Consider the following 25115-nt stretch of genomic DNA (forward strand, 5'->3'; position numbering starts at 1 on the left):
GAAGCAAGGTGCTGCGCGTGGCTCATGAGGTCAATGGTGAAGGCGAGCGTTACTCGAATTCAACCAGCAAGTCTTTGGCGTCGATTTGTGCGCCGGCCGTGATGTGGACCGCTTTGATCACGCCATCTTGGTCAGCTGTAATCGAGGTTTCCATTTTCATCGCCTCGATCGTCAACAGGCCGTCGCCCTTGAGCACTTTTTGGCCTGGTATGACCAAAACGGCTGCAACAACGCCCGGCATCGGTGCGCCAACGTGGCTGGCATTGCCCAATTCTGCTTTCGGGCGCGCGATGACTGTGGCTGCTGCCGTGCGGTCTTTGACGCGCACAGTGCGTGGCTGACCGTTGAGTTCGAAGAACACTTTGACTTCGCCCGTTTCATCCGGCTCTGACAAGGCAGAACAGCGGATTTCGAGCGTCACGCCTGGGTCAATCGCAACTGAAATTTGCTCGCTTGGAACCATGCCGTAGAAGAAGTTCTTGGTCGGCAAGGTGCGCACAGGGCCGTAGGTCTCGTGACGACCGCGGTAGTCTGAGAACACTTTCGGGTACATCAGGTAGCCGTTGAGATCTTCGTTATCGATCTCCACGCCCAAAAGCTCAGCAGCCTCTTTGCGGGTCGCTTCCAGATCAACAGGTTTGAGGTGTTTGCCTGGGCGTTCCAAGTTCGGTTTTTCACCACCCAAAACTTTCTTGAGAATGGTTTTCGGGAAGCCCGCAGGTGGTTGGCCAAGGTTGCCTTTCATCATGTCGATGACAGAATCTGGGAAGGACACTTCGGTTTTCGGATCTTCGACTTGGGCGCGTGTGATGCCTTGGGACACCATCATCAACGCCATGTCGCCGACCACTTTCGAGGAAGGTGTCACTTTGACGATATCGCCGAACATCATGTTCACGTCCGCGTAAGCTTGCGCCACTTCATGCCAGCGCTCTTCAAGACCAAGCGAACGGGCTTGGGCCTTGAGGTTGGTGAATTGACCACCTGGCATTTCGTGCAGGTACACTTCTGAGGCAGGCGCTTCTAGGCCGCTTTCAAAGGCGGCGTATTGATGGCGCACTGCTTCCCAATAGATCGACATTTCGCGGATGGCATTGATGTCCAAACCAGTGTTGCGCTCGGAGAAGCGCGTGGCCTCAACGATAGAACCCAAACATGGCTGCGATGTGCCGCCTGAGAACGCATCCATCGCCACGTCAACCGCATCAACGCCTGCGTCACTTGCGGCCAAGATGGTCGCCGCAGCAATGCCGGATGTGTCGTGTGTGTGGAAGTGGATCGGCAGGCCGACCTCTTCTTTCAAGGCTTTGATCAACATAGAGGCTTGCGCAGGTTTGAGCAGGCCAGCCATGTCTTTAAGGCCCAGCACATGCGCGCCAGCCGCTTTCAAATCCTTGCCCATTTGGACGTAGTATTTGAGGTCATATTTCGGACGCGTTGGGTCGAGCAAATCACCTGTGTAACAGATCGTGCCTTCACACACTTTGCCGCTTTCGATCACCGCATCCATCGCAACGCGCATGTTTTCGACCCAGTTCAGTGAGTCGAACACGCGGAACACGTCAACGCCAGTCTCGGCGGCCTGTTTGACGAAAGACTGCACAACATTGTCAGGGTAGTTGGTGTAGCCAACGCCGTTTGAGGCGCGCAGCAACATTTGCGTCATCACGTTTGGCATGCGCTCACGAATGTCGCGCAGGCGCTGCCATGGGCATTCTTGCAAGAAGCGATAGGCCACATCAAATGTCGCGCCACCCCAGCATTCCACCGAGAACAGCTGCGGCAGGTTGGCAGCATAAGCGGGGGCCGCATTGATCATATCTATCGACCGCATCCGCGTGGCCAGCAAAGACTGGTGACCGTCACGCATGGTGGTGTCAGTGATCAACAGTTGCTTTTGCGCGAGCATCCAATCGGCCACAGCTTGCGGGCCTTTTTCTTCCAACAATTGACGCGTGCCGGCTTGGATTTTGTCCGTGCGTGGCTTTGGCGCAATTGGCATGCGGGCTTCTGCTGATGGCTTTGGACGACCTGCAGTTTCTGGGTGGCCGTTGACGGAAATATCCGCAAGGTATGTCAGGATTTTCGTCGCACGGTCACGGCGCGGTTTGAAATCAAACAGCTCAGGTGTCTCGTCGATAAACTTGGTGGAATACTCGTTCGACACAAATGTCGGGTGCTTGAGCAGGTTTTCCACAAAGGCAATATTGGTCGACACGCCGCGAATACGGAACTCGCGCAGCGCGCGGTCCATACGGGCAATCGCAGCCTCTGGCGTGCGCGCCCATGCGGTCACTTTGGTCAGCAAGCTGTCGTAGTAGCGGGTGATCACAGCGCCGGAATAGGCGGTGCCGCCATCCAAGCGAATGCCCATACCTGTCGCAGAGCGGTAGGTGGTGATGCGACCGTAATCAGGAATAAAGTTGTTGGTCGGGTCTTCTGTCGTGACGCGACATTGCACGGCGTGACCATCGAGTTTCACGTCATATTGGCTGGCAACACCTGTGGCGGCGGTCAAAGACTTGCCTTCCGCGATTAGGATTTGCGCCCGTACGATGTCGATACCGGTGACTTCTTCGGTGATGGTGTGCTCAACTTGAACGCGCGGGTTCACTTCGATGAAGTAGAACTTGCCGTCATCCATATCCATCAAGAATTCTACAGTGCCGGCGCACTCATAGTTGACGTGCTCACAGATTTTCTTGCCCAAAGCACAGATTTCTTCGCGCTGGGTTTCTGACAAGTAAGGGGCAGGGGCGCGTTCAACCACTTTTTGGTTGCGGCGCTGCACCGAACAATCGCGCTCATACAGGTGATAGATATTGCCGTGGCTGTCGCCCAAGATTTGCACCTCGACGTGGCGCGCACGCACGATCATTTTCTCAAGGTAGCCTTCGCCATTGCCGAAAGCTGCTTCGGCTTCGCGGCGACCTTCTTTGACTTTTTCTTCCAGCTCTTCTTCATTGAAGACAGGACGCATGCCGCGTCCGCCGCCGCCCCATGAGGCTTTGAGCATCATTGGAAAGCCGACCTCTTTGGCCTCGGCGCGAATGGCGTCGAAATCGTCGCCCAAGACTTCGGTCGCTGGAATAACAGGCACGCCTGCTTCAATCGCCACACGGCGCGCAGAGGCTTTGTCGCCCAACTGGCGCATGGTTTCGGCTTTTGGTCCGATGAATGTGATGCCTGCTTCAAAACATGCATCTACGAATTCTGGGTTTTCTGACAAAAGCCCGTAACCAGGGTGAATGGCATCTGCGCCCGCCAGTTTGGCAACACGAATGATCTCTTCGATCGACAGGTAAGCCGCAACAGGGCCCATGCCTTCGCCGATCTTATAGGCTTCATCGGCCTTGAAGCGGTGCAAGGACAGTTTGTCTTCTTCGGCATAGATCGCAACCGTTCGTTTTCCCATCTCGTTGGCAGCGCGCATTACACGGATCGCGATTTCGCCGCGGTTTGCGATGAGAATTTTTTTGAATTCGGTCATGATCTATTTCCCCTTAAAGCTCGTGACGACACACAGAAGGCTAGAATTTTTTCTGCAACGCAGCAATCACTATTTGTGTCGCCTTTTGCTGCCTTTTAGTGTTAGCGCAAACAAAAGGGAAGGGGGGAGCTGTTTCGGTGGGAATTATCTCCTAATTCTATCCATCTTTTTTGATGGAAATCCCTCAAAGGTCACTGTCCGCGCCCCTCTAAGGGCATTTCTTGCAAAAACAGTGAAATGATGAAGGCTGCCAAAGAAAATGCCGCAACGATCCAATATACGGGGTGCAAAGCGCCGGTGACCGAGGCTGCGATCTGCTCTTTCACTGGGTCTGGCAATGCTGCGAGCATCTGTGGCCCAAGTTCGGACACGGATGCCATGCCTTCAATGTGAACGCCGCCCATGGCACGGGCCATCCCCGCGGCAAAGATCGCGCCGAACAGGGCAACCGCCACAGAGCCTCCGATTTGACGAAACAAAACACCCGCAGCCGTGGCAGACCCAAGGTCGTCCATCGTCACAGCGTTCTGCACGGCGGTGCTGATCACGGGGAAGACCATGCCAAGCCCTGCGCCCATACAGGCAAGTGTCAGATAAAAGACAACATTAGATAGTTCTGGGGACAGGCGTGTCAGCCCAAGGGCGCCAACGAATGCCACAAGTGTGCCAACCATCGGCAGCATGCGGTAGCGACCTGTTTGCCCCATATATTTGCCCGCAACGGTAGAGCCGATCAAAATACCAACCGTTAAGGGAATAAGTTGCAAGCCTGACGATGTGGCGCTCGCGCCTTTTGCCAGCTGTAAATACATCGGCAAAAACGTGATCGAGCCAAGCATCATGGCGCCTGTGAACAGCGACAAAAGCGTGGTCACGGTAAAGATATTCATGCGGAACAATCTGAGCGGCAAAATCGGTTCTGCCGCGCGGCGTTCTGCAATGATAAAGGCGATTGTGGCGCCGATGCTCAAAACAATCAATCCGATCGCAGTGCCACTGTTCCACGCGATTTCCCTGCCGCCCAATGCGGTGACAAGCACCAAAGCGGACAGTGCGACGGTCAATGTGATGGCGCCTGCAAAGTCGATTGAGGGCGATTTGCGCACGCCCGATGGTTTGAAGCTGACCATAAAACCGACCAAAGCGATTGCACCAATGGGCAGGTTCACAAAGAAAATCCAATGCCAGCTGAGCGCATCAACAAACCAACCACCCAGCAGAGGCCCCACAACAGACGACAGGCCAAAGACACCGCCAAACACCGCAGAGATTTTGCCGCGATCTTTCGGGGGGAGCACTTCACCGATGATAGACAAGGCCAAGACGAACAATCCGCCGCCGCCAAGTCCTTGGACTGCGCGGGCGAGGATCAAGAACGTCATGGATGAGGCCAATCCACATAGGACAGAGCCGATCAGGAAGAGAGAAACCGAGATGAACACCATGTTTCGGCGCCCATATAGATCGCCAAACTTGCCATACAAAGGTGCCACAACCGTTGAGGCCAAAATGTAAGAAGTAACCACCCACGACAGGTGCTCAAGCCCGCCAAGATCGGCAACGATTGTGGGCAGGGCTGTTGACACAATGGTTTGATCTAAAGCTGCCAAAAGCAACAAGACCGCGACAGAGGCGATCACGGTTCCAACGGACATTGTACCAGTTTCAGAGGCGGTGGGCTGAGGGGCCTGTGACATATGCGTTCCTTTCCCACATGACGCTGAGTCTGTGGTTTTAGGGGAGTGTATCGCCCGTATGAATATATGTGTCAATGGCATATATATGACAATAACACATACTTGACCGACGCATATAATTGTGGCACCTCCGATATATGTCGCAAAAAATTCCTCAGTCGCCCGACTTGTCCACGTCCTTGACGCCCAAAGCAGGGGGCGTCGCCCATGACCCTTCGGCAGATGGGTTCAAATGCGATCCGCGCACCCAACGTGGCATCCCTGAACTTCTTGAAAAGAATGGGTTTTCGTCGCAGTCGATCAACGCTTTGTTGCGGTTTGATGTGGCCAACTTTCAATGGCGCCGCATGTGGGAACGCGAAGAGTTTCGCGGCAAGGTTTTAGACGGGTTGAGCGAAAAACTGGAGCCAGCTTTGCTGCAAGGGCTTATATCTGTGGCCCGCATTCAAGGCGGTATTGGCCGACCTGAACCTATGGCGCCGACTGTCGGGCTTGTGGCCGAGATGATGCAAGTCGATCCGTCGCGGGCCTCTCGGATCGTTGCAGATTTGGTGTCGCGTGGGTTTGTGGAGCGCTCCGTTGCGCAAGAGGATGCGCGCAAATCCGTGTTGAACATGTCGCCCAAAGGTTTTGGGTTCTTGGATGAATTCATGCACTCTAAATGGATGCTGATGATGCAGACATTCGACGGCTGGAGCGACGACGACATTGCTACTTTTTCGACGCTGTTTCAGCGCTATGTCACATCACTTGCGGCGATTGTGCACGACGACGCAGCCGACTAGTCGCAGGCGCGACGCTCACCGCGCCGTGTTGCGCCGGCTTTTTTATGGCAGATCTGTGCGAACAATTGCAGAACACTCTTTTCCTTGCCGCGCGTCTGCATTAACGTCTTGTCTATGAGCAGATTTGATGAAGAAGACGCCTTTGAGGCAGCCATGGCACCGCAAGGCGGGTCGTTGACGCAGCGCGCGATGGCCGCACGTCCGACGCCGTATTTGGACGAATTGAACCCAGCGCAACGCGAAGCCGTCGAGACTTTAGATGGTCCGGTTTTGATGTTGGCGGGGGCTGGCACGGGCAAGACCAAGGCATTGACCTGCCGCATCGCGCATTTGTTGAACACAGGACGCGCGCAACCAAATGAAATTTTGGCCGTGACCTTCACCAACAAAGCGGCGCGCGAAATGAAAGAACGCGTGGGCGGTTTGATGGGCACATCTGTGGCGGGCATGCCGTGGCTTGGCACCTTTCACTCTGTCTGTGTCAAACAATTGCGCCGCCATGCGGAACTTGTGGGTCTGAAATCCAATTTTACGATCTTGGACACCGACGACGTTATTCGCCTGCTCAAACAGTTGATTAAGGCCGAAGGCATTGACGAAAAGCGCTGGCCTGCGCGTCAATTGGCTGGCGTGATCGATGCGTGGAAAAACCGCGCGCTCACACCTGCCAAGGTCACGGATGACGAGGCCTTCAATGGCTACGGCGTCAAGCTTTACCGCCAATATCAAGACCGCTTGCGGGTGCTCAATGCTTGCGATTTTGGCGATCTTTTGCTGCATATGGTGACGATTTTTCAGACCCATGCGGATCTGCTTGAGCAGTACCAGCGCTGGTACAAATACATTCTGGTGGACGAGTACCAAGATACCAACGTGGCGCAGTATATGTGGCTGCGTTTGCTGGGGGCTGCGCATAAGAACGTCTGTTGTGTCGGCGATGATGACCAGTCGATCTATGGCTGGCGCGGGGCCGAAGTGGGTAATATCTTGCGGTTTGAAAAGGATTTCCCTGGCGCCAAGGTTGTCCGTTTGGAACAGAACTACCGTTCCACACCGCATATTCTGGCCGCGGCCTCTGGCGTGATTTCTGGCAACTCGAACCGTCTTGGCAAAGACCTTTGGACCGATGAGCCAGAGGGCGAATTGGTGCGCCTGATCGGCCATTGGGATTATGAGGACGAAGCGCGTTGGATCGGCGAAGAGATCGAGGCCATGGCCTCTGGATCGCGCGCCAAACTGCGTAAGTTTTCGCTGGAAGATATGGCGATTCTGGTGCGCGCCTCGCATCAGATGCGCGCTTTTGAAGATCGATTCCTGAAGATCGGCTTGGCGTATCGCGTGATTGGCGGGCCGAAATTTTACGAGCGTTTGGAATGTCGCGATGCCATCGCCTATTTCCGCGTGGTGATTCAGCCCGAAGATGATTTGGCGTTCGAGCGCATTATCAACACGCCCAAGCGTGGTGTTGGCCCGAAAGCCTTGCAAGACATTCAATTCATGGCGCGCAGCAACGGCGTGTCGTTGAAAGAAGGCGCGCGTTTGGCCGTTCAGGACGGCATTTTAAAGGGCAAAGCCAAGGGCGCCGTCGCTGAATTGGTCACGCAACTCGATTCGTGGTCGGCGCTTGCAGAGCAGCAAATTCGCTATCCTGGTTTGGATGACGAAGATGCGGTGGTCGAATCTGTCGACTATGTGCCGTCTGAACTGACCCATGTGGAGCTTGCGGAACGCATTTTGGACGAAAGCGGCTACACAACGATGTGGCAAAACGACAAAACGCCTGAGGCGCCTGGGCGGTTGGAGAACCTTAAAGAGCTGGTCAAAGGCTTGGAAGAGCATGACAACCTGAGCGGATTCTTAGAAAACGTCGCGCTCAGCCTTGATAATGACGCCAATGAGTCGGATCCGAAAGTGACGATCATGACGTTGCACGGCGCTAAGGGGCTTGAGTTTCCCGTCGTGTTTTTGCCCGGTTGGGAAGAGGGGCTGTTCCCGTCCCAGCGGTCTATGGATGAAAGTGGTTTGAGCGGCCTCGAGGAAGAGCGGCGCTTGGCCTATGTGGGCATCACCCGCGCCGAAGAGCTGTGCACGATTTCTTTTGCCTCGAACCGTCCTGTGTTTGGCCAATGGCAGTCGCAAATGCCCTCGCGCTTTATCGATGAAATTCCTGAGCAACATGTATATGTCATGACGCCGCAGGCTGTTGGCAGCGGCTTTGGCTCTGCGCGCTCTGGTGGCGGATCCGCGTCTTTTGACGACCGCGTGTCTGATGCGGATGTTTACAATTCACCGGGATGGAAGCGTCTGCAAAGCCGACAGAATCGTGCGCCTGCGGCCAAACCCGTCACGCTGAACATCAAGGCGACGACATCCTTCATCACGGGCGACCGTGTGTTTCACATTAAATTTGGTTACGGCGAAGTCATGGAAATCGAAGGCGATAAGCTTTTGGTTGAATTTGATCACGCCGGCGCGAAAAAACTTGTCGCGAGTTTTGTGAAACCCGCAGCCGAGGCAGATGACGCGCCGTTCTAAACGAGCGTAAGTGCCATTCACAATCTAAGAATTTGAGCGCGTGCCAAGGTTTTGGCGCGCGTTTTGCGTTTGAGGCCCCAAGGCGTCGCGGCCGGCAATGTAGGCAGTCTTAAAACAAAAACACCCGCGCCAGGGAGGAGAGGGCGCGGGTGTCTTTATGTGTCGAACGCTGATGGGAGGATCAGGTTCGAAGGTCAAGGTCACAGCATCAGGGAGGAGGAAGATGCTGGCCCTTGTCTTGGGTTTCTCAGGGAGGAGGAGAGAAACCGAAGAAGGTGTGGGCGTTGAGCCCGAATTTATACGGTGATGTCAGGGAGGAGGAGACATCACCGTCTTGCTTTAAGTCCCTCAGGGAGGAGGAGGAAGGACCCAAGAACGTGTGGGCGTTGAGCCCGAATTTGCACGGTGATGTCAGGGAGGAGGAAGACATCACCGCCTTGCTTTAGATCCCTCAGGGAGGAGGAGGAGAGATCCAAGACCGTGTGGGCGTTGAGCCCGAATATTTGCGATGAAGCAGGGAGGAGGAAGCTTCACCGCGAGGTCTTCAGGGCTTCAGGGAGGAGGAGGAAGCCGTGAATTCCGAAATTGTCGACAGCGTCAGGGAGGAGGAAGGCGCTGTCGTCGTTATCAGGACCCAAGGGAGGAGGAGGGGCCCGATATAGGAAACTTAGTTGCCGTAGGCAGCTTCAAGAGCAACGGCTTTGATGCCGGCGCGGCTGAGGCCTAGGTCGTTGAGGTCGCGGTTGGAGAGACCTTCGAGTTCCGCGAGAGTTTCGCGGTACACGCGGTAGCGTGATACGCTCTCAACGAGAGAATTTTTAAGTGTTGCGATGCGGCCTGCGAGATCGAAGCCAACTGTGTGTGATGCGTTTAGGTATGCCATCGTTATTAAACCTTAAGTGCTTGGGCTTTTGCCCGGATGCGTTTCAAGGCGTGTTGCGATTGTTTGTGTTTCGCTGTCTGCCTTGCTTGATACTGAATTTAGTCGAATGCTGCAGATGCACAATCCATCGATTGGTCATTGCCGCCATGCAGAAAATGCATACCCGCTGCTGACCTAATTTTAAGCGCTTTGGAAACTTATTGCGGAAAAGCCATCGCGCGCGGTGGCGCAGCGCGCGGTTTCGCCTTATTTGAAGGGCAAGTTCGAATGAAGGGACATTGATATGCCGATAAACCGTGACACTATTATGAATGCGCTGGCGGGGGTTGCTTTGCCCAGCGGTGGATCCTTGGCGCAGGGTGATGTGGTGAAGGCTTTGCGCGTTGATGATGGCGCGGTGTCTTTTGTGATTGAAGCGCCTGATGCCAGTGCTGCGCGTTTGTGGGATTCGGCGCGTGCCTCTGCGCAAGCGACGCTTGAGGCCATTGAGGGTGTAACGTCGGTTTCCATTGTTATGACCGCGCACAGCGCCACGCCAAGCGCGCCGGCTGCACCTCAGCCTGCCGCGGGTGAAGCGCCAAGCCTTAAGATTGGTCGCCATCCAAAACCACAGCAAGGCAAGCAAGGTGTGCCTGGCGTGAAGAGCATCATCGCGATTGCCTCTGGCAAGGGCGGCGTGGGCAAATCTACCGTGTCTTCCAATCTGGCGGTTGCCTTGGCCAAGATGGGTCGCAAAGTTGGTTTGCTTGATGCAGACATATATGGGCCATCACAGCCGCGTATGATGGGCGTGTCCAAAAAGCCTGCCAGCCCTGATGGAGAAACCATTGAGCCACTGCATGCGCATGGCGTGACCATGATGTCGATCGGGCTGATGGTGGAAGAGGGCGAAGCGATTGTTTGGCGTGGCCCTATGTTGATGGGGGCTATGCAGCAGATGTTGGGTCAGGTCCAATGGGGCGAGCTGGATGTTCTGTTGATTGATTTGCCACCCGGCACCGGCGACGTGCAGTTGACGCTGAGCCAAAAAACCGCACTCACTGGCGCGCTGGTGGTTTCGACGCCGCAAGATGTGGCCTTGCTGGATGCGCGCCGTGGGATTTCGATGTTTGAAAAACTTGGCGTGCCTGTGCTTGGGTTGATCGAAAACATGTCGACATATGTATGTCCTGAATGTGGGCATGAGGCGCATATCTTTGGTCATGGCGGCGTGAGTGCCGAAGCCGAGAAAATCGGTGTGCCGTTCTTGGCTGCCCTGCCATTGTCGCTTGAGACGCGCCTTGCGGGGGATAGCGGATCACCGATTGTGGTCACTGACGAAGATTTGGGGGCGCCGTATATGCGCCTTGCGGATCGTTTGGTTCAGGGTGGCATTGCTTAACCAGCCCAGTATAGGGGTGGCCTGCTAGGGGCGCTGCCTTTTTGAGACTGATTTGAAGAACGCGCGGGCGGTTGCCTTGCGCGTTTTTTCATTTTCCGGGGCGGTTTTTGTGATGGGCGCCTCTGGGCGCGGGGAATATGGCGGGATTTTATGGTACAGCGGTGCATCGCTGCGGGAATTTCTTAAAATTTAGGCAAAATTTCGCATTGAGGCTCTAAAGGTACATTTTTTGAAGAAAAAATTTGATCAAATTGCCTCACTATATCTAGTGGTATGCGAGGTAAGGTTATCAATTTGTGGTAAATGTTTTGTGATGTTCTAATTTTGTTCACGCTATTTTGGGTCCGAATCTCTGTGGCAAGAATAGCAGACTCCAAATAAAACCATTGATTACCATGAATTCCCGTGGCATCTTGAATACATCGGATGAGACGGGAATGAGCGGCACATCAAGAACCGCGAACATAAATAAAAAACAAAGTCAGGCTTCATACAGGCACCCAGACTCATCAGAACAACAAGATCCGGCGCGCGAGCGAGCAGACATCCGTAAGAGGTGGCGCGCGCAGTTGGACATACCCCGACGCATCGGGGCCCGGTCACGGGAACAAGGCGGCGGATTGGGCAGTGGCAGCAGCTCGGTTCGCCGTTTTTCGTAAACGACCTTGGGGTCAAGGTTTGGTAAGTACAGCCCAGTTTGGGCGATGAGGATAAGGAGCGCCGCTTTGGCCGGCATGTTCATAGGCGAACACACCTTTAAGGTGGACGGAAAGGGACGCGTGTCGATCCCTGCCGATTTTCGTCGTGAACTTGAAGAGGGTGATCCCTTGGCCGAAACGTCTGGGCGCCCGCGAATGGTGATCGTATATGGTCACGACGCGCAAAAGCAGCTGCAAGTTTACACATATAATGACTACCGCGCTTTGGCGGCGGAAATCGCTGAAATGCCGCGCGGGTCAAACAAGCGCAAAATCATGCAAAGCCTCGTTTTGAACAAAGCGCGCCCGACCGAAGTCGATGGCGATGGCCGTTTGGTGTTGCCGCAGGCCTTGCGCGACAAGATCGGCCTTGATGGCACAGCGTATTTTGGCGGCATGGGCGAGACATTCGAAATTTGGAAGCCGGAAACATTTGAGGCCAACAATGCCTCTGTGACGGATGCGTGGCTCGAAGAGCAGGGTGCGGATTTTGATCCATTGTCGCTGCTCAATGATGAGGAGGGATAAGGCATGACCTCTCCTGACCAAACGACCGATAAAGCGCCACACGTCCCAGTCTTGCTGCGTCCGTTGCTGCGCCAATGTGCGCCTATTTCTGGCCGTTGGCTGGATGGCACATTCGGCGCTGGCGGCTACACCAAAGGTTTGATCGCTGAGGGCGCTGACTTGGTTTATGGCGTGGATCGCGATCCATTGGCGCATGAAATGGCGTCCAAGTGGATTGGCGATTATGACGGCAAGATCGAATTGGTCTTGGGCACATTTGGCCAAATGGACGAATACGCGCAAGATCTTGATGGCGTTGTATTGGACCTTGGTGTGTCCTCGATGCAGCTTGATTTGGCGGAGCGCGGCTTTTCGTTCATGAAAGACGGCCCGCTTGATATGCGCATGTCGCAAGACGGGCAATCCGCTGCGGATTTCGTGAACACGGCTGACGAGGCGGAAATCGCATCGGTGCTGTTTCACTACGGCGAAGAAAAACAATCCCGTAAAATCGCCAAAGCCATTGTGATGGACCGCGTTGAAAAAGCGCCGTTCACCACGACGTTGCAATTGGCAGGCCTGATTGAACGCATTTTGCCACGCAAGAAACCGGGTCAAAGCCACCCTGCAACGCGCACGTTCCAAGCCATTCGCATTGCGATCAATGATGAATTTGGTCAATTGATTGAAGGGCTTGAGGCTGCAGAGCGCGCGCTCGCGCCCGGTGGGCAATTGGCTGTTGTAACGTTCCATTCGTTGGAAGACCGCGTTGTGAAACGGTTCTTGCAAGAGCGGTCCTCAACAGGTGGTGGCGGGTCTCGCTATGCGCCAGTGATGGCCGAGAAGACACCAGCCTTTGAAAAACTATCCAAAGCCATCGGCCCAGATGCGGATGAGCTTGAGCTGAACCCGCGTGCGCGATCTGCGCGTCTTCGGGTTGCGCGCCGCACATCGGCCCCCGCCGCACAGGTGGAGCGGGATGGGCTTGGATTGCCGAAACCAGTTTTAGCACGAGGGTCGTAGGCTATGCGTTCCGTTTATATCGTTTTTTCTGCTCTGTTCGTGATGGGGCTTGCGGTTTGGGCGTATAAAGAAAACTACGCCACCCAAGAAGTTTTGCGCGAGATCTCGCAAGTGCAACGTCAAATTGGTCTGCAACGTCAAGAGCTTGCCGTGCAGCGCGCCGAATGGGCGTATCAAAACCGCCCCGATCGTTTGCGCGATTTGGTCGAATTGAACTTTGACCGTTTGGGTCTTTTGCCGCTTTTGCCTGAACAGTTCGGCACCGTGGCAAATGTCGCCTTTCCCGTGGAAGAAGACGTCTTGATTGAGTTGGAAGATTCTGTTGCGGTTTCTGGCAGCTTGGAGGCGGTAAACCAATGAGCATTCGCACCCCTTTGCGCCCGCTGGCCCGTATCTTGCAAGCTCGTTCAACGGGGGAAAACCCTGATGCGATTGAGCGCGAGAACCTGCGGCTGCGACGCGAAACGATGCGTGATGCGACGCGCCTGAGGGCCGAGGGGCGACTGTTGGTTTTGGGCCTGTGTTTTGTCTCTGCCTTTGCGGTTGTTGGCATGCGCATGGGGCAGGTGGCTGCGAGCAATCCAGAGGAACCGCGCGCGGTCACGACGGGCACAGCTATTTTGGCGCAGCGCGCCGATATTTTGGATCGCAACGGTCGCATTTTGGCGACCAACCGCACCACGCACAGCCTTTATGCGCAACCGCACGAAATGGTTGATCCTGTGCATGCGGCCAAAGAGTTGGCAAAGATTTTCCCCGACATGGACGAAGCGCGTTTGATCAAGGATTTTACCGGCACGCGCAAGTTTGTCTGGATCCAAAAGCAACTCGCACCGGAACAGCAGCAAGCTGTTCATGACATAGGCGAGCCGGGGCTGTTGTTTGGCCCACGCGAGTCGCGTTTGTACCCGAACGGCAAATTGGCCGCGCATATTTTGGGTGGCACGAAATTTGGCCGTGAAGGCGTGATGAGCGCTGAAATCGTTGGGCAATCTGGTATTGAGCGCTACAGCGACGACTATTTGCGTGACCCTGCGAATGGCGACAAACCGTTGCAACTGTCGATCGATTTGTCGGTGCAATCGACGATGCGCGAAGTCTTGTTCGGTGGCATGCATTTGCTGGGGGCCAAAGGGGCCGCTGCGATTTTGATGGATGTACACACCGGCGAATTGATTTCGATGGTATCATTGCCTGATTTTGACCCGAATTCACGTCCAACCTTTGCAGGGCAAAATGCTGGCGATAACCCGCGTTTCAGCCGTGCCGTTCAAGGCGTGTACGAGCTGGGGTCAACGTTCAAAATTTTCGCCGCAGCACAGGGCATGGAGCTGGGGCTGTTCAAGCCAGACAGTATGGTTGCCGCAACGCCGCCGTTCCGCTGGGGCAAGCACAAAATCGGTGAATTCGAAGGTCACAACTATGGCCCGTATGTGTCTTTGACCGATATGATTGTGAAGTCATCCAACGTGGCGACTGCACATGTGGCGCAACAAATTGGTGTGGACCGTCAAAAGAGCTTTTTGAAGTCCTTGGGCTTTTTCGACCCGACACCTGTGGAGTTGATCGAAGCCAAGGGGGCCAAGCCATTGCTGCCGCCGCATTGGTCTGAACTGTCAACGATCACAATTGGGTTCGGCCACGGTCTATCTGCGTCTCCTTTGCACTTGGCGACGGCGTATTCTTCGTTGCTCAATGGGGGCACGCGGGTCACGCCGACGTTGCTGAAACATGAAGGTCCAATCAAACTTGGTCCGCGTATTGTAAGCCCTGAAGTGTCTGCCGCGTCGCGCCAAATGTTGCGCGCAGTTGTGGGCGAGGGGACAGCGTCTTTTGGCGATGTACGTGGGTATCAAGTGGCTGGTAAAACAGGGACTGCTGACAAGCCGCGCGAAGATGGCAAAGGCTATTACAAAGATAAAACCATCACCACATTTGCTTCTGTTTTCCCCGCGAATGAACCGAAATACGTGCTTGTTGTGACGTTGGATGAGGCCGTTGAGACAACGGGTCCAAAACCGCGCCGTACAGCCGGTTGGACAGCCGTGCCTGTAGCTGCCGAAGTGATCCGCCGCGTTGCTCCGATTTTGGGCATCAGACCTGATATTGAAACCCTTGCTCTGGGGCAGTAACACTAGACGCAACACAGTCGATCATTAAAGGCATGCGCAAGAATGGCAAAAACGCTTTCCGAATTGGGGCTCACGGCAAAAGGGGCGCGTGATGTCCCTATCAGTGGTCTTGCCGTAGACAGTCGTGCTGTGCGCAATGACATGTTGTTTGCAGCGCTGCCGGGGGCAAATGTGCATGGGGGTGAGTTTATCACCTATGCGCTTCGGATGGGCGCGACAGCGATTTTGACCGACCCAGAGGGCGCTCGATTGGCCGCAGATGCCATTGCCGAACACGACCCCGCGCTTGTGATTGTCGAAGACCCCCGCCAAGCCTTGGCCTATGCCGCAGCGCTTTGGTTCGGGCGTCAACCCGACGCTATGGTTGCGGTCACAGGCACCAACGGCAAGACATCGGTGACAAATTTCACCCGCCAGATTTGGCAGTTGATGGGCCACCGCGCGATCAACATTGGCACCACAGGTGTCGAGGGCGATTGGGAAACACCCAGCCCAAACACCACGCCAGAACCGATCACGCTGCATAAGATGCTTTATGATGCGTCCGTGGCGGGTGTGACCCATGCGGCAATGGAAGCCTCAAGCCACGGTCTTGAACAACGTCGCCTTGATGGCGTGCGTTTGATCGCAGCAGGTTTCACTAACTTTTCCCAAGATCACTTGGATTATCACGAAACGTTCGAAGCGTATTTTGCCGCGAAATCTGGTCTGTTTACCCGTGTTTTAACTGACACTGGCGTGGCGGTTGTGAATATCGATGATCCCAAGGGGCTTGAAATCGAAGGCCTGTGTGCAGAGCGCAGCATTGATGTGATGCGTGTCGGGCGCTCGGATGTGGCTGATTTGCGCATTCTTGGACAGCGGTTTGACGCCACTGGGCAAGATCTGCGGATCGATTTTGTGGGCAATATTTACCAAATCCGACTTGATCTGATCGGCGGGTTCCAAGCTGACAACGTGATGGCCGCAGCGGGTCTTGTGATGGCAAGCGGGGGCGATCCTGAAGAGGTCTTTTCCTGTCTGCCCGAACTCACTGGCGTGCACGGGCGCATGGAGCACGCAGCCACACGCGGCAATGGTGCGGCGGTGTTCGTGGATTATGCCCATACGCCGGATGCCATTTCGACTGCAATCAAAGCCTTGCGTCCACATGTGATGGGGCGCGTCGTGGCCTTGATCGGCGCGGGCGGTGATCGTGACAGCAGCAAACGTCCTTTGATGGGCCAAGCCGCTGCCGAGGCGGCGGATGTGGTTTTTGTGACCGATGACAACCCTCGTTCAGAAGATCCTGCCGACATTCGCGCCGCCGTTATGGCGGGTGCGCCGAATGCGATTGAGGTTGCCGACCGATCAGAGGCGATCTTGCGCGCCGTCGATGCGTTGCAACCTGGTGATGCGCTGATTGTCTGTGGCAAGGGGCATGAAACCGGACAGGTGATCGGAGATATCGTGTATCCGTTTGACGATGTGGAACAGGCCTCGATCAGCGTGGCGGCATTGGACGGTGCGTTGTGAGCGTGCTGTGGACTTCGGCAGATGCCTGTGCTGCGACCGGCGGCACGGCGACACGCGCCTTTGACATCACTGGCGTCTCGATTGATACGCGGACGTTGCAAAAGGGCGATTTGTTTGTGGCGCTGAAAGCCGCCCGCGACGGTCATGATTTTGTTGCGCAAGCCTTGGAAAAGGGCGCTGCTGCAGCCTTGGTGACGCATGTGCCTGACGGTGTTGCCCCTGATGCGCCCTTGTTGATTGTCGACGATGTTCTGGGTGGATTGGAACGCCTCGGAGCGGCTGCGCGTGCGCGCGTGTCGGGTCAAGTCATTGGCGTGACAGGGTCTGTTGGCAAGACATCCACCAAAGAAATGCTGCGCGCGATTTTGCAAGGTCAGGGCAAGGTGCATGCTGCCGAGGCCAGCTATAACAACCATTGGGGTGTGCCGCTGACACTCGCGCGCATGCCGCAGGATACGGATTTCGCCGTGATCGAAATCGGCATGAACCATCCTGGTGAAATTGCGCCCTTGGCAAAGATGGCACGGCCCAATGTGGCGATGATCACCACCGTGGCCGCAGCGCATTTGGAAGCCTTTGACAATATCGAAGGGATCGCGACAGAAAAGGCTGCGATCTTTGAAGGGTTGGAAACCGGCGGCGTCGCTGTCATCAATGGCGACTTGCCCGTGACGCCCATTTTGCGCGCCGCTTGGACAGGCGCCACTTTGGCCTTTGGCGAAGAGACGGGCAACGACGCCCAACTCACGTCTGTGTCTTTGGTAGATACCGTCACAGTGGCACAAACGCGCGTCGACGGGGCAGAGCATCTGTTTCGTCTGTCCACCTCAGGCCGCCATTTTGCCACCAACGCAGTGGGCTGTCTGGCCGTGGTGCAAGCGCTCGGCGCGGACGTCACCTTGGCAGCGCGAGACTTGGCGCTTTGGGCCCCGCCCGAAGGCCGCGGTGCGCGTGAGACGATTTTGCTTGATCCCGTCGAGACCGATCAAACGCTTGAGCTATTGGATGACGCCTTCAACGCCAATCCAACCTCGATGGTTGCCAGTTTGGAAGTCTTGGCCGCAGCCAAAGTGACCGATGGCACGGGGCGGGTGCCGCAAGGGCGCCGGATTGCCTTTTTGGGCGATATGCTGGAACTTGGCCCCACGGAAGTGGCGGACCATGCGGATTTGGCGAAGGTGCCGTTTGTGGACAGTATCGATGTGATCCATTGCGTCGGTCCGTTGATGCAGGCGCTTTATACGGCATTGCCGTCAGAAAAACGCGGCACATGGTTTGATGCTGCGCCCTCTGCCTTGACGGAGCTGCATCATTTGGTTGATGCAGGCGATGTCGTGCTGGTGAAGGGCTCAAAAGGGTCGAAAGTCAGCCAATTGGTTGACGGCATCCGCAAGTTGGGGCATCCGCTGCCGTAAAAGTAAGCTGCGTTCGAAAATGCGTTGCAAAGCATAAAGGGTAAATGAGCACATGTTATATTGGTTGGCCGGTCTGTCTGACGGCGGAGATTTCTTTAACCTGTTTCGCTACATCACGATGCGGGCAGGGGGTGCGTTTTTCACCGCTTTGATCTTTGGCTTTATCTTTGGTCGACCACTGATCAACATGCTGCGCCGCAAGCAAGGCAAAGGTCAGCCTATTCGCGATGACGGCCCTGAAAGCCATTTTGCCAAGGCTGGCACACCGACGATGGGCGGGCTGCTGATTTTGACCGCTTTGCTCACTTCGACCTTGCTTTGGGCGCGTCTGGACAACGGCTATGTTTGGCTGGTGATGTTCGTGACCTTCGCTTACGGCGCGATCGGTTTTGCCGATGATTTCGCCAAAGTGTCCAAGGCCAATACCAAAGGCGTTTCATCCAAAATTCGCTTGATCCTTGGCCTGCTGATCGCGGTTGTCGCGGGGCTTTGGGCGTCCTTCATGCACCCTGACGAACTGGCCAATCAGCTTGCCTTGCCTGTGTTCAAAGACGTTCTGCTTAATATGTCTTTCGCCTTCGTCCCCTTTGCTGTGATCGTCATCGTCGGCTCTGCCAATGCTGTGAACCTCACCGATGGTCTGGACGGGCTTGCCATCATGCCCGTAATGATCGCTGCTGGCACCTTGGGTGTGATCGCCTACGTGGTTGGCCGCGTCGACTACACTGAATACCTTGGCCTGCACTATGTGCCGGGTACGGGTGAAATCCTTGTGTTTACGGCCGCTTTGATCGGCGGCGGCCTTGGGTTCTTGTGGTACAACGCGCCCCCCGCGGCTGTGTTCATGGGCGACACGGGATCACTTGCGCTTGGCGGCGCTTTGGGCGCCATCGCTGTGGCCACCAAACACGAGATCGTATTGGCCATCGTGGGTGGCCTGTTCGTGGTCGAAGCCCTGTCTGTGATCATCCAAGTGCTGTACTTTAAACGCACAGGTAAACGCGTCTTCCTCATGGCGCCAATCCACCACCACTACGAGAAAAAAGGCTGGGCCGAATCCACCATCGTCATCCGCTTTTGGATCATCTCTTTGGTGCTGGCTTTGATCGGTCTGGCAACGCTGAAACTGCGCTGATCCCGCGTTTTTCTTTTTTGATTGAGATATGAGAGCCTTCACCCATTGGGTGAGGGCTTTTTCTATGGCAGTCACGGCTTTTAAGGAGCGGAACTTACTGACAGGTCAGGCACGCAAAAACGTCGATGCACTACGTGTCGCAGCCACTTGCTAATCCCCTTTCCATCCTAAGCAATTCCAACGATACTGCGGGCAAGCGAATTTAGGGGCGAATATGATACCTGTATTGGGATATGAAGAGCAGAACGTGGCCATTTTGGGGCTTGGACGGTCTGGGATGGCGACGGCGAAAGCTGTTGTTGCGGGCGGTGGTGAGCCTATTTGTTGGGACGACAGTGTTGAGGCGCGCACAGCGGCCGAAGATGAGGGCTACACCCTGCGCGATCTCAGCAAGCAGGGCGCGTTTGATGATATTGCTGTGCTGGTTGTCTCGCCCGGTATTCCGCATCTCTATCCTGAACCCAATAAAATCATCCAAGCCGCATGGACCGCAGGGGTGCCTGTGGACAACGATATCGGCCTGTTCTTCCGCTCCTTTGGGTCGGGCGATTGGATGGACCACGACACGCCGCCGCGCATCATTGCGGTGACAGGCTCGAACGGCAAATCCACGACCTCTGCTTTGATCCATCACATTTTGACCGAGACCGGCACGCCTGCGCAATTGGCGGGCAACATCGGCCGTGGTGTTTTGGATTTGGACGAGCCGCAAGATGGCGAAGTGATTGTGCTTGAGCTTTCATCCTATCAAACGGATTTGGCGCGCTCCATGACGCCCGATATTGCTGTGTTCACCAATCTGTCGCCTGATCATCTGGATCGTCACGGCGGCATGGGCGGTTATTTCGCGGCCAAGCGGCGTTTGTTTGCCGAAGGTGGCCCAGATCGCGCGATCATCGGCGTGGACGAGGTCGAAGGCCAATATATGGCCAATCAGCTTGTAGATAACGTCGCCGATGGGCGCTTGATCCGTATTTCTTCTGGGCAAAAGCTCAAAGGGGCAGGGTGGAATATTTACGCGCACAAAGGGTTCCTGAGTGAATGGCGCAAAGGGCGTCAGGCGGGGTCGATTGATCTGCGCGAGATTGCCGGACTGCCCGGTGCACACAATCATCAAAACGCCTGTGCCGCCTATGCCGCGTGCCGCGCCATTGGCACCAGTCCGAAACTGATCGCAGAGGCGTTGAACAGCTTCAAAGGTCTGCCGCATCGGTCGCAGATCGTCGGTGAAAAAGACGGTGTGCGCTTTGTGAATGATAGTAAAGCGACCAATGTCGATGCTGCAGCCAAAGCGCTGCAGGCGTTTAAATCGATCCGCTGGATCGCGGGCGGCATGGGCAAAGATGGCGGCATTTCTGAATTGTCTGAGCATCTGGGTGCGGTGGCCAAGGCCTATTTGATCGGGTTCTCAGCCAAGGATTTCGCGTTACAACTTGGCGATACGCCTTACGAGTTGTGTGACACGATGGAGGTGGCTGTCGCCAAGGCTGCGGCCGAGGCGCAAGCGGGCGACACGGTGTTGTTGGCTCCTGCAGCGGCGTCGTTTGATCAATATCCGAACTTTGAAAAACGCGGCGAGGATTTTATCGCGAAGGTTGACGCGCTGCTTTGATCTTCAAAGGGTGAGCGCCTCAAACGTGTCTTTCAGGCTTCGCGCTGAGGCGGCTAGATCTTTGTGTTCCTTGGGGCTGAGCTCGGGGAACACATCCGCACCGACTCCGCCTGCGCCTACGACGCGCGGGATCGACAGGGCGACAGTGTCAATGCCTTCGATATGAGAGGTCACGCAGGACATCGAAATGACGGCCTGCTCGTCCGATGCAATGGCGCGCACGATACGTTCAAGGCCCGCGCCAATTCCATACCAAGTGGCCCCTTTGCCGTTGATGATGGTGTTCGCCGCGCCGCGCACGCCTGTGTCGATCTGACGTTTGATATCGTCTGTGATCGGCACGCGTCGCTGCGCAGCGAAATCCGCCAAGGGCAGGGCGCCGACGCGTGCAGAACTCCACGCCAGCACTTCGCTGTCGCCATGTTCGCCCAGCACATAAGCATGCACAGAATGGGCGGCGATACCCAAATGAAGCCCAAGCAGATGTCGAAACCGCGCCGTGTCCAAAATGGTGCCCGAGCCGATCACGCGAGACGCAGGCAGGCCACTGAGGTCTGTGGCGATTTGGGTCATGATATCGACGGGGTTGGAGGCAATGAGCAAAATGGTATCGGGGCCAAGCGGGCCCAGATCGGACAGAATAGAGCGAAACACCGCAGCATTGCGCGACAAGAGATCAAGTCGGCTTTCGCCAGGTTTTTGGCTGACGCCTGCGGCCAAGATGATCACATCGGCATCCGACAGATCGCTGTATCCGCCCGCGGTGACCCGCGCCGCCGATGAGAACGGAACGGCGTGCGCGATGTCTTGGGCTTGTGCGCGAGCAAGGTCCGCGTTTTGATCGACAAACACAATGTCGCTTGCGGTGCTTTTGAGCGCGATGGCATAGCCTGCCGCGGATCCGACCATACCTGCGCCGATGATACCGATTTTCATTGTTGCGTCCTGTGCCTGATGCGTTTGAACCTATTTTGTACCGAATGGCTTCGTGCGCCCTTGATGCGGATCAACGCGCATCGGGTTTTGTGCCCAAATTTTCGTAATCTCGGCAAAACATCGCTTCCTAAGTGCGGGGCGCCGCAATCAATTGTAGCAAAACACGCAAAACTTCGTTAGCTTTGTCTCATAGATCCGCAAAAGCGGACGAAGGCAGTAGAGGCATAAGCAGTCCCATGACAGAAATGGTTTATGGTTCGATTCCCGCACGGGAACGTGAACCGGTCCTTCCGCGCTGGTGGCGCACAATCGACAGATGGACGTTGTCCTGTGTATTTGTGCTGTTTGGCATTGGTCTTTTGTTGGGGCTCGCAGCCTCGCCGCCTTTGGCTGAGAAAAACAATCTCCCCTATTTTTACTTTGTGCAGCGCCAAGTCTTTTTCGGCGGTATCGCGCTGGTGACGATGGTTCTCGTGTCGATGATGGACCCTCACAAAGTGCGCCGCATTGCAGTGGTGGGCTTTTTGGGCGCTTTCGTGGCCGTGGCATTGCTGCCGTTTCTTGGAACGGATTTTGGCAAGGGCGCGATGCGTTGGTATTCTTTTGGGTTCGCCTCTGTGCAGCCTTCCGAATTCCTGAAACCTGCCTTTGTGGTCACGTCGGCTTGGCTTATTGCATCGGCTTTAGAGGTTGGTGGCCCTCCGGGGCGGATGTATTCCTTTATGCTGACAGCCGTGATTGTGGTGATGCTTGCGTTGCAGCCTGACTTTGGACAGGCCTCACTGGTGCTGTTCAGCTGGTGTGTGATGTATTTTGTCGGCGGTGCGCCGCTGTTGCTGCTTATCTGTTTGGCGGGTCTTGTCGTGTTTGGCGGCACCATGGCCTACAACAGCTCCGAACACTTTGCGCGCCGTATCGACGGGTTTTTGAACCCTGATATCGATCCGACAACCCAGATCGGCTATGCGACCAATGCGATCCGCGAGGGCGGCTTTTTCGGTGTTGGTGTGGGCGAGGGGACTGTGAAATGGTCTTTGCCTGACGCGCATACCGATTTCATCATTTGTGTCGCTGCTGAAGAATACGGCATGGTTTTGGTGTTCATCATCATTGCGCTTTACGCGACCATCACTGTGCGATCTTTGTGGCGGTTGCTGCGTGAACGTGATCCGTTCATTCGCCTTGCTGGCACGGGCCTTGCCTGCGCATTCGGCATTCAAGCCTTTATCAATATGGGCGTGGCTGTGCGCCTTTTGCCCGCCAAAGGCATGACCTTGCCTTTCGTGTCCTACGGTGGCTCTTCGGTGATCGCTTCTGGTATTGCCCTTGGTGCGCTTTTGGCGTTTACCCGCACGCGGCCTCAAGGTGAAATCGGTGATTTGCTGATCCGTCGCGGCCGCTAAGTTCTGAGTTTTGAAAGGTACAGATATGTCTGTTCAACCTCCTTTGGTCGTGATCGCTGCTGGCGGCACGGGCGGTCATATGTTTCCTGCGCAGTCATTGGCGGAAGTGCTTTTGGCGCGGGGCTGGCGGGTGAAACTGACCACTGATCCACGTGGCGCGCGCTATGCGGGCGGCTTTCCTGATGCGGTTGAAATCGAAGTCCTCACCTCTGGCACCTTTGCCCGCGGTGGCATCTGGTCCAAGATTGCTGTGCCGTTCAAAATCGCCGGTGGTGTTTTGGGGGCCATGTTTAAATTCCGCAAAGATCGCCCCAGTGTGGTGATCGGCTTTGGCGGCTATCCGGCTATTCCTTCTGTTGCGGCTGCGACGTTGATGAAGTTGCCACGGATGATCCATGAACAGAACGGGGTTTTGGGCCGTGTGAACACTGTGTTCGCTCCGAAAGTGGCGCAGGTTGCTTGCGGCGTTTGGCCGACGGATTTGCCCGAAGGGGCCGTGGGCGTGCATGTGGGGAACCCTGTGCGCGGCACTGTTTTGGAACGGACTGGCGCGCCATATATCGAGCCGGGTGATTACCCGATGGAGATTTTGATCTTGGGTGGATCTCAGGGCGCGCGCATTACGTCCGATGTTGTTCCTGAAGCGATCACCTCATTGCCGGAAGAGATGCGCGCCAATCTGCGGGTGAGCCAGCAGGCGCGTGAAGAAGATGTTGCCCGCGTTGAACAGCATTACGCAGACCATGGCATGAGTGCGGATATTCGCACCTTTTTTGATGATGTGCCGAACCGCATGTCAGAAGCACAATTGATTATTGCGCGTTCAGGCGCGTCTACCGTGGCCGATATTTCCGTCATCGGGCGCCCGTCAATTTTGATCCCATTCGCGGCAGCAACGGGTGATCACCAAACCGCCAACGCACGGGGCTTGGTGGATGTCGGCGCTGCGATTATGATCCCTGAAAGTCAATTGACCGCGCAGTCCTTGAGCGAGCAAATAGCCTTGGTTCTTGGAAATGCAGACGGGGCAAACCGCATGAGCCGCGCAGCCTTGTCTGTGGGCAAACCCGAGGCGGCACAAGAACTGGCCGCGCTTGTTGAAACACTGGCAGCGACCTAAGCTGCGATAACGACTTTTCGGCCCAAGCCTGCGCCGATCCGTTACGAATATTTGAGACAGAAAGAGACACGACATGACTGTATCCAACACCAAGCTGCCTACAGAAATGGGTCCCATTCACTTTGTTGGGATTGGCGGCATTGGCATGTCTGGCATTGCCGAGGTTTTGTTGGATCAAGGGTACAGCGTGCAAGGCTCTGACCTGAAGGCGTCCAAAATCACCAAGCGCTTAGAGGATCTGGGCGCGCGCGTGTTTGTCGGGCAAAAAGCCGAAAACCTTGAAGGCGCTGCTGTGGTGGTCATTTCAAGTGCGATCAAACCGGGCAACCCAGAATTGGATGCGGCGCGTTTGACCGGTTTGCCGGTTGTGCGCCGCGCTGAAATGCTGGCGGAACTGATGCGGTTGAAGTCCAACATTGCCGTTGCAGGCACGCATGGCAAAACCACGACGACAACAATGGTCTCGGCGCTTTTGGATCAAGGCGGCATTGACCCGACAGTGATCAACGGCGGCATCATTCATGCTTACGGGTCTAACGCGCGCGTTGGAGCCAGTGACTGGATGGTGGTTGAGGCCGACGAAAGCGACGGCACGTTCAACCGCTTGCCTGCGACCATCGCGATCGTGACAAATATCGATCCTGAACACATGGAACACTGGGGTGATTTTGACACCCTGCGTCAAGGCTTCTTGGATTTCGTGTCCAACATTCCATTCTATGGCTTGGCTGTGTGCTGTACCGATCACCCAGAGGTGCAAACTCTTGTGGGCAAGATCACGGATCGCCGTGTTGTGACCTTCGGGTTCAATGCGCAAGCGGACGTGCGGGCGATCAATTTGAGCTACA

General features: G+C 55.6%; 18 protein-coding genes. 14 read left to right on the forward strand and 4 right to left on the reverse strand.

Translation table 11 applies throughout. The features are described 5' to 3' along the window. Positions 1-49 precede the first annotated feature (49 nt). Positions 50-3490: a pyruvate carboxylase gene (locus ABF287_RS00970; RefSeq protein WP_347183157.1), complete on the reverse strand. Its 3441-nt coding sequence runs from the start codon at positions 3488-3490 to the stop codon at positions 50-52. Positions 3491-3681: 191 nt separating this feature from the next. Next, entirely contained in the window at positions 3682-5187 is a 1506-nt protein-coding gene (locus ABF287_RS00975) for an MDR family MFS transporter (RefSeq protein WP_347183158.1), read from the reverse strand. 137 nt (positions 5188-5324) lie between these two features. Between ABF287_RS00975 and ABF287_RS00980 the strand changes: the two genes are divergently transcribed. Together ABF287_RS00980 and ABF287_RS00985 are read left to right on the forward strand one after the other, a co-directional pair. Continuing rightward, positions 5325-5972, forward strand: coding sequence for a MarR family transcriptional regulator (locus ABF287_RS00980; protein ID WP_347183159.1), 648 nt, complete (start codon positions 5325-5327; stop codon positions 5970-5972). Positions 5973-6086: 114 nt separating this feature from the next. Then, positions 6087-8507: a UvrD-helicase domain-containing protein gene (locus tag ABF287_RS00985; RefSeq protein WP_347183160.1), complete on the forward strand. Its 2421-nt coding sequence runs from the start codon at positions 6087-6089 to the stop codon at positions 8505-8507. 667 nt (positions 8508-9174) lie between these two features. On the opposite strand, the gene ABF287_RS00990 is transcribed toward ABF287_RS00985, so the two are convergent. After that, on the reverse strand, positions 9175-9390 hold the full coding sequence (locus ABF287_RS00990) for a DUF1127 domain-containing protein (protein WP_347183161.1): 216 nt from the start codon (positions 9388-9390) through the stop codon (positions 9175-9177). 283 nt (positions 9391-9673) lie between these two features. Here ABF287_RS00990 and ABF287_RS00995 point away from each other — a divergent pair, with 283 nt between their 5' ends. The 9 genes from ABF287_RS00995 to murD all read left to right on the forward strand — a co-directional run bounded on the left by ABF287_RS00995 (position 9674) and on the right by murD (position 20808). Beyond that, positions 9674-10771 (forward strand): Mrp/NBP35 family ATP-binding protein, encoded by a 1098-nt coding sequence (locus ABF287_RS00995; protein WP_347183162.1) that lies wholly within the window; start codon positions 9674-9676, stop codon positions 10769-10771. 734 nt (positions 10772-11505) lie between these two features. After that, positions 11506-11997 carry a division/cell wall cluster transcriptional repressor MraZ gene (gene mraZ, locus ABF287_RS01000; protein ID WP_347183174.1) on the forward strand — a complete coding sequence of 164 codons (492 nt, stop codon included), beginning with the start codon at positions 11506-11508 and terminating at the stop codon, positions 11995-11997. A 3-nt stretch (positions 11998-12000) separates the two neighbouring features. Further along, positions 12001-12999, forward strand: coding sequence for a 16S rRNA (cytosine(1402)-N(4))-methyltransferase RsmH (rsmH, locus tag ABF287_RS01005; RefSeq protein WP_347183163.1), 999 nt, complete (start codon positions 12001-12003; stop codon positions 12997-12999). A 3-nt stretch (positions 13000-13002) separates the two neighbouring features. After that, positions 13003-13359, forward strand: coding sequence for a cell division protein FtsL (locus ABF287_RS01010; protein ID WP_347183164.1), 357 nt, complete (start codon positions 13003-13005; stop codon positions 13357-13359). Continuing rightward, a complete protein-coding gene (locus tag ABF287_RS01015; protein ID WP_347183165.1) occupies positions 13356-15131 on the forward strand; it encodes a penicillin-binding protein 2 in 1776 nt (591 codons plus the stop codon). The genes ABF287_RS01010 and ABF287_RS01015 overlap by 4 nt, the downstream gene beginning before the upstream one ends. Positions 15132-15173: 42 nt before the next feature. Beyond that, the gene (locus ABF287_RS01020; protein ID WP_347183166.1) at positions 15174-16646 is read left to right on the forward strand and encodes a UDP-N-acetylmuramoyl-L-alanyl-D-glutamate--2,6-diaminopimelate ligase; all 1473 of its coding nucleotides are present in this window, start codon (positions 15174-15176) and stop codon (positions 16644-16646) included. Then, positions 16643-18061, forward strand: coding sequence for a UDP-N-acetylmuramoyl-tripeptide--D-alanyl-D-alanine ligase (gene murF, locus ABF287_RS01025; RefSeq protein ID WP_347183167.1), 1419 nt, complete (start codon positions 16643-16645; stop codon positions 18059-18061). Before ABF287_RS01020 ends, murF begins: the two co-directional genes overlap by 4 nt. A gap of 52 nt (positions 18062-18113) precedes the next feature. Next, the gene (gene mraY, locus ABF287_RS01030; protein ID WP_347183168.1) at positions 18114-19196 is read left to right on the forward strand and encodes a phospho-N-acetylmuramoyl-pentapeptide-transferase; all 1083 of its coding nucleotides are present in this window, start codon (positions 18114-18116) and stop codon (positions 19194-19196) included. Between the two features lie 214 nt (positions 19197-19410). Continuing rightward, on the forward strand, positions 19411-20808 hold the full coding sequence (gene murD / locus ABF287_RS01035; RefSeq protein WP_347183169.1) for a UDP-N-acetylmuramoyl-L-alanine--D-glutamate ligase: 1398 nt from the start codon (positions 19411-19413) through the stop codon (positions 20806-20808). A gap of 3 nt (positions 20809-20811) precedes the next feature. Here the strand turns inward: murD and ABF287_RS01040 are convergent, their stop codons facing one another. Next, entirely contained in the window at positions 20812-21744 is a 933-nt protein-coding gene (locus tag ABF287_RS01040) for an L-lactate dehydrogenase (RefSeq protein WP_347183170.1), read from the reverse strand. A 236-nt stretch (positions 21745-21980) separates the two neighbouring features. Here ABF287_RS01040 and ABF287_RS01045 point away from each other — a divergent pair, with 236 nt between their 5' ends. From ABF287_RS01045 to ABF287_RS01055, 3 genes are all read left to right on the forward strand, one after another. Continuing rightward, positions 21981-23147: a putative peptidoglycan glycosyltransferase FtsW gene (locus tag ABF287_RS01045; RefSeq protein WP_347183171.1), complete on the forward strand. Its 1167-nt coding sequence runs from the start codon at positions 21981-21983 to the stop codon at positions 23145-23147. A 25-nt stretch (positions 23148-23172) separates the two neighbouring features. Beyond that, complete coding sequence (locus tag ABF287_RS01050) at positions 23173-24267, forward strand: UDP-N-acetylglucosamine--N-acetylmuramyl-(pentapeptide) pyrophosphoryl-undecaprenol N-acetylglucosamine transferase (protein ID WP_347183172.1); 1095 nt, start codon at positions 23173-23175, stop codon at positions 24265-24267. Positions 24268-24340: 73 nt separating this feature from the next. Next, the coding region (locus ABF287_RS01055) for a Mur ligase domain-containing protein (RefSeq protein WP_347183173.1) at positions 24341-25115 on the forward strand (775 nt) is incomplete at its 3' end.

Origin of the sequence: Pacificibacter sp. (genome assembly GCF_039769035.1) — a bacterium.
Taxonomy (GTDB): Bacteria; Pseudomonadota; Alphaproteobacteria; order Rhodobacterales; family Rhodobacteraceae; genus Celeribacter.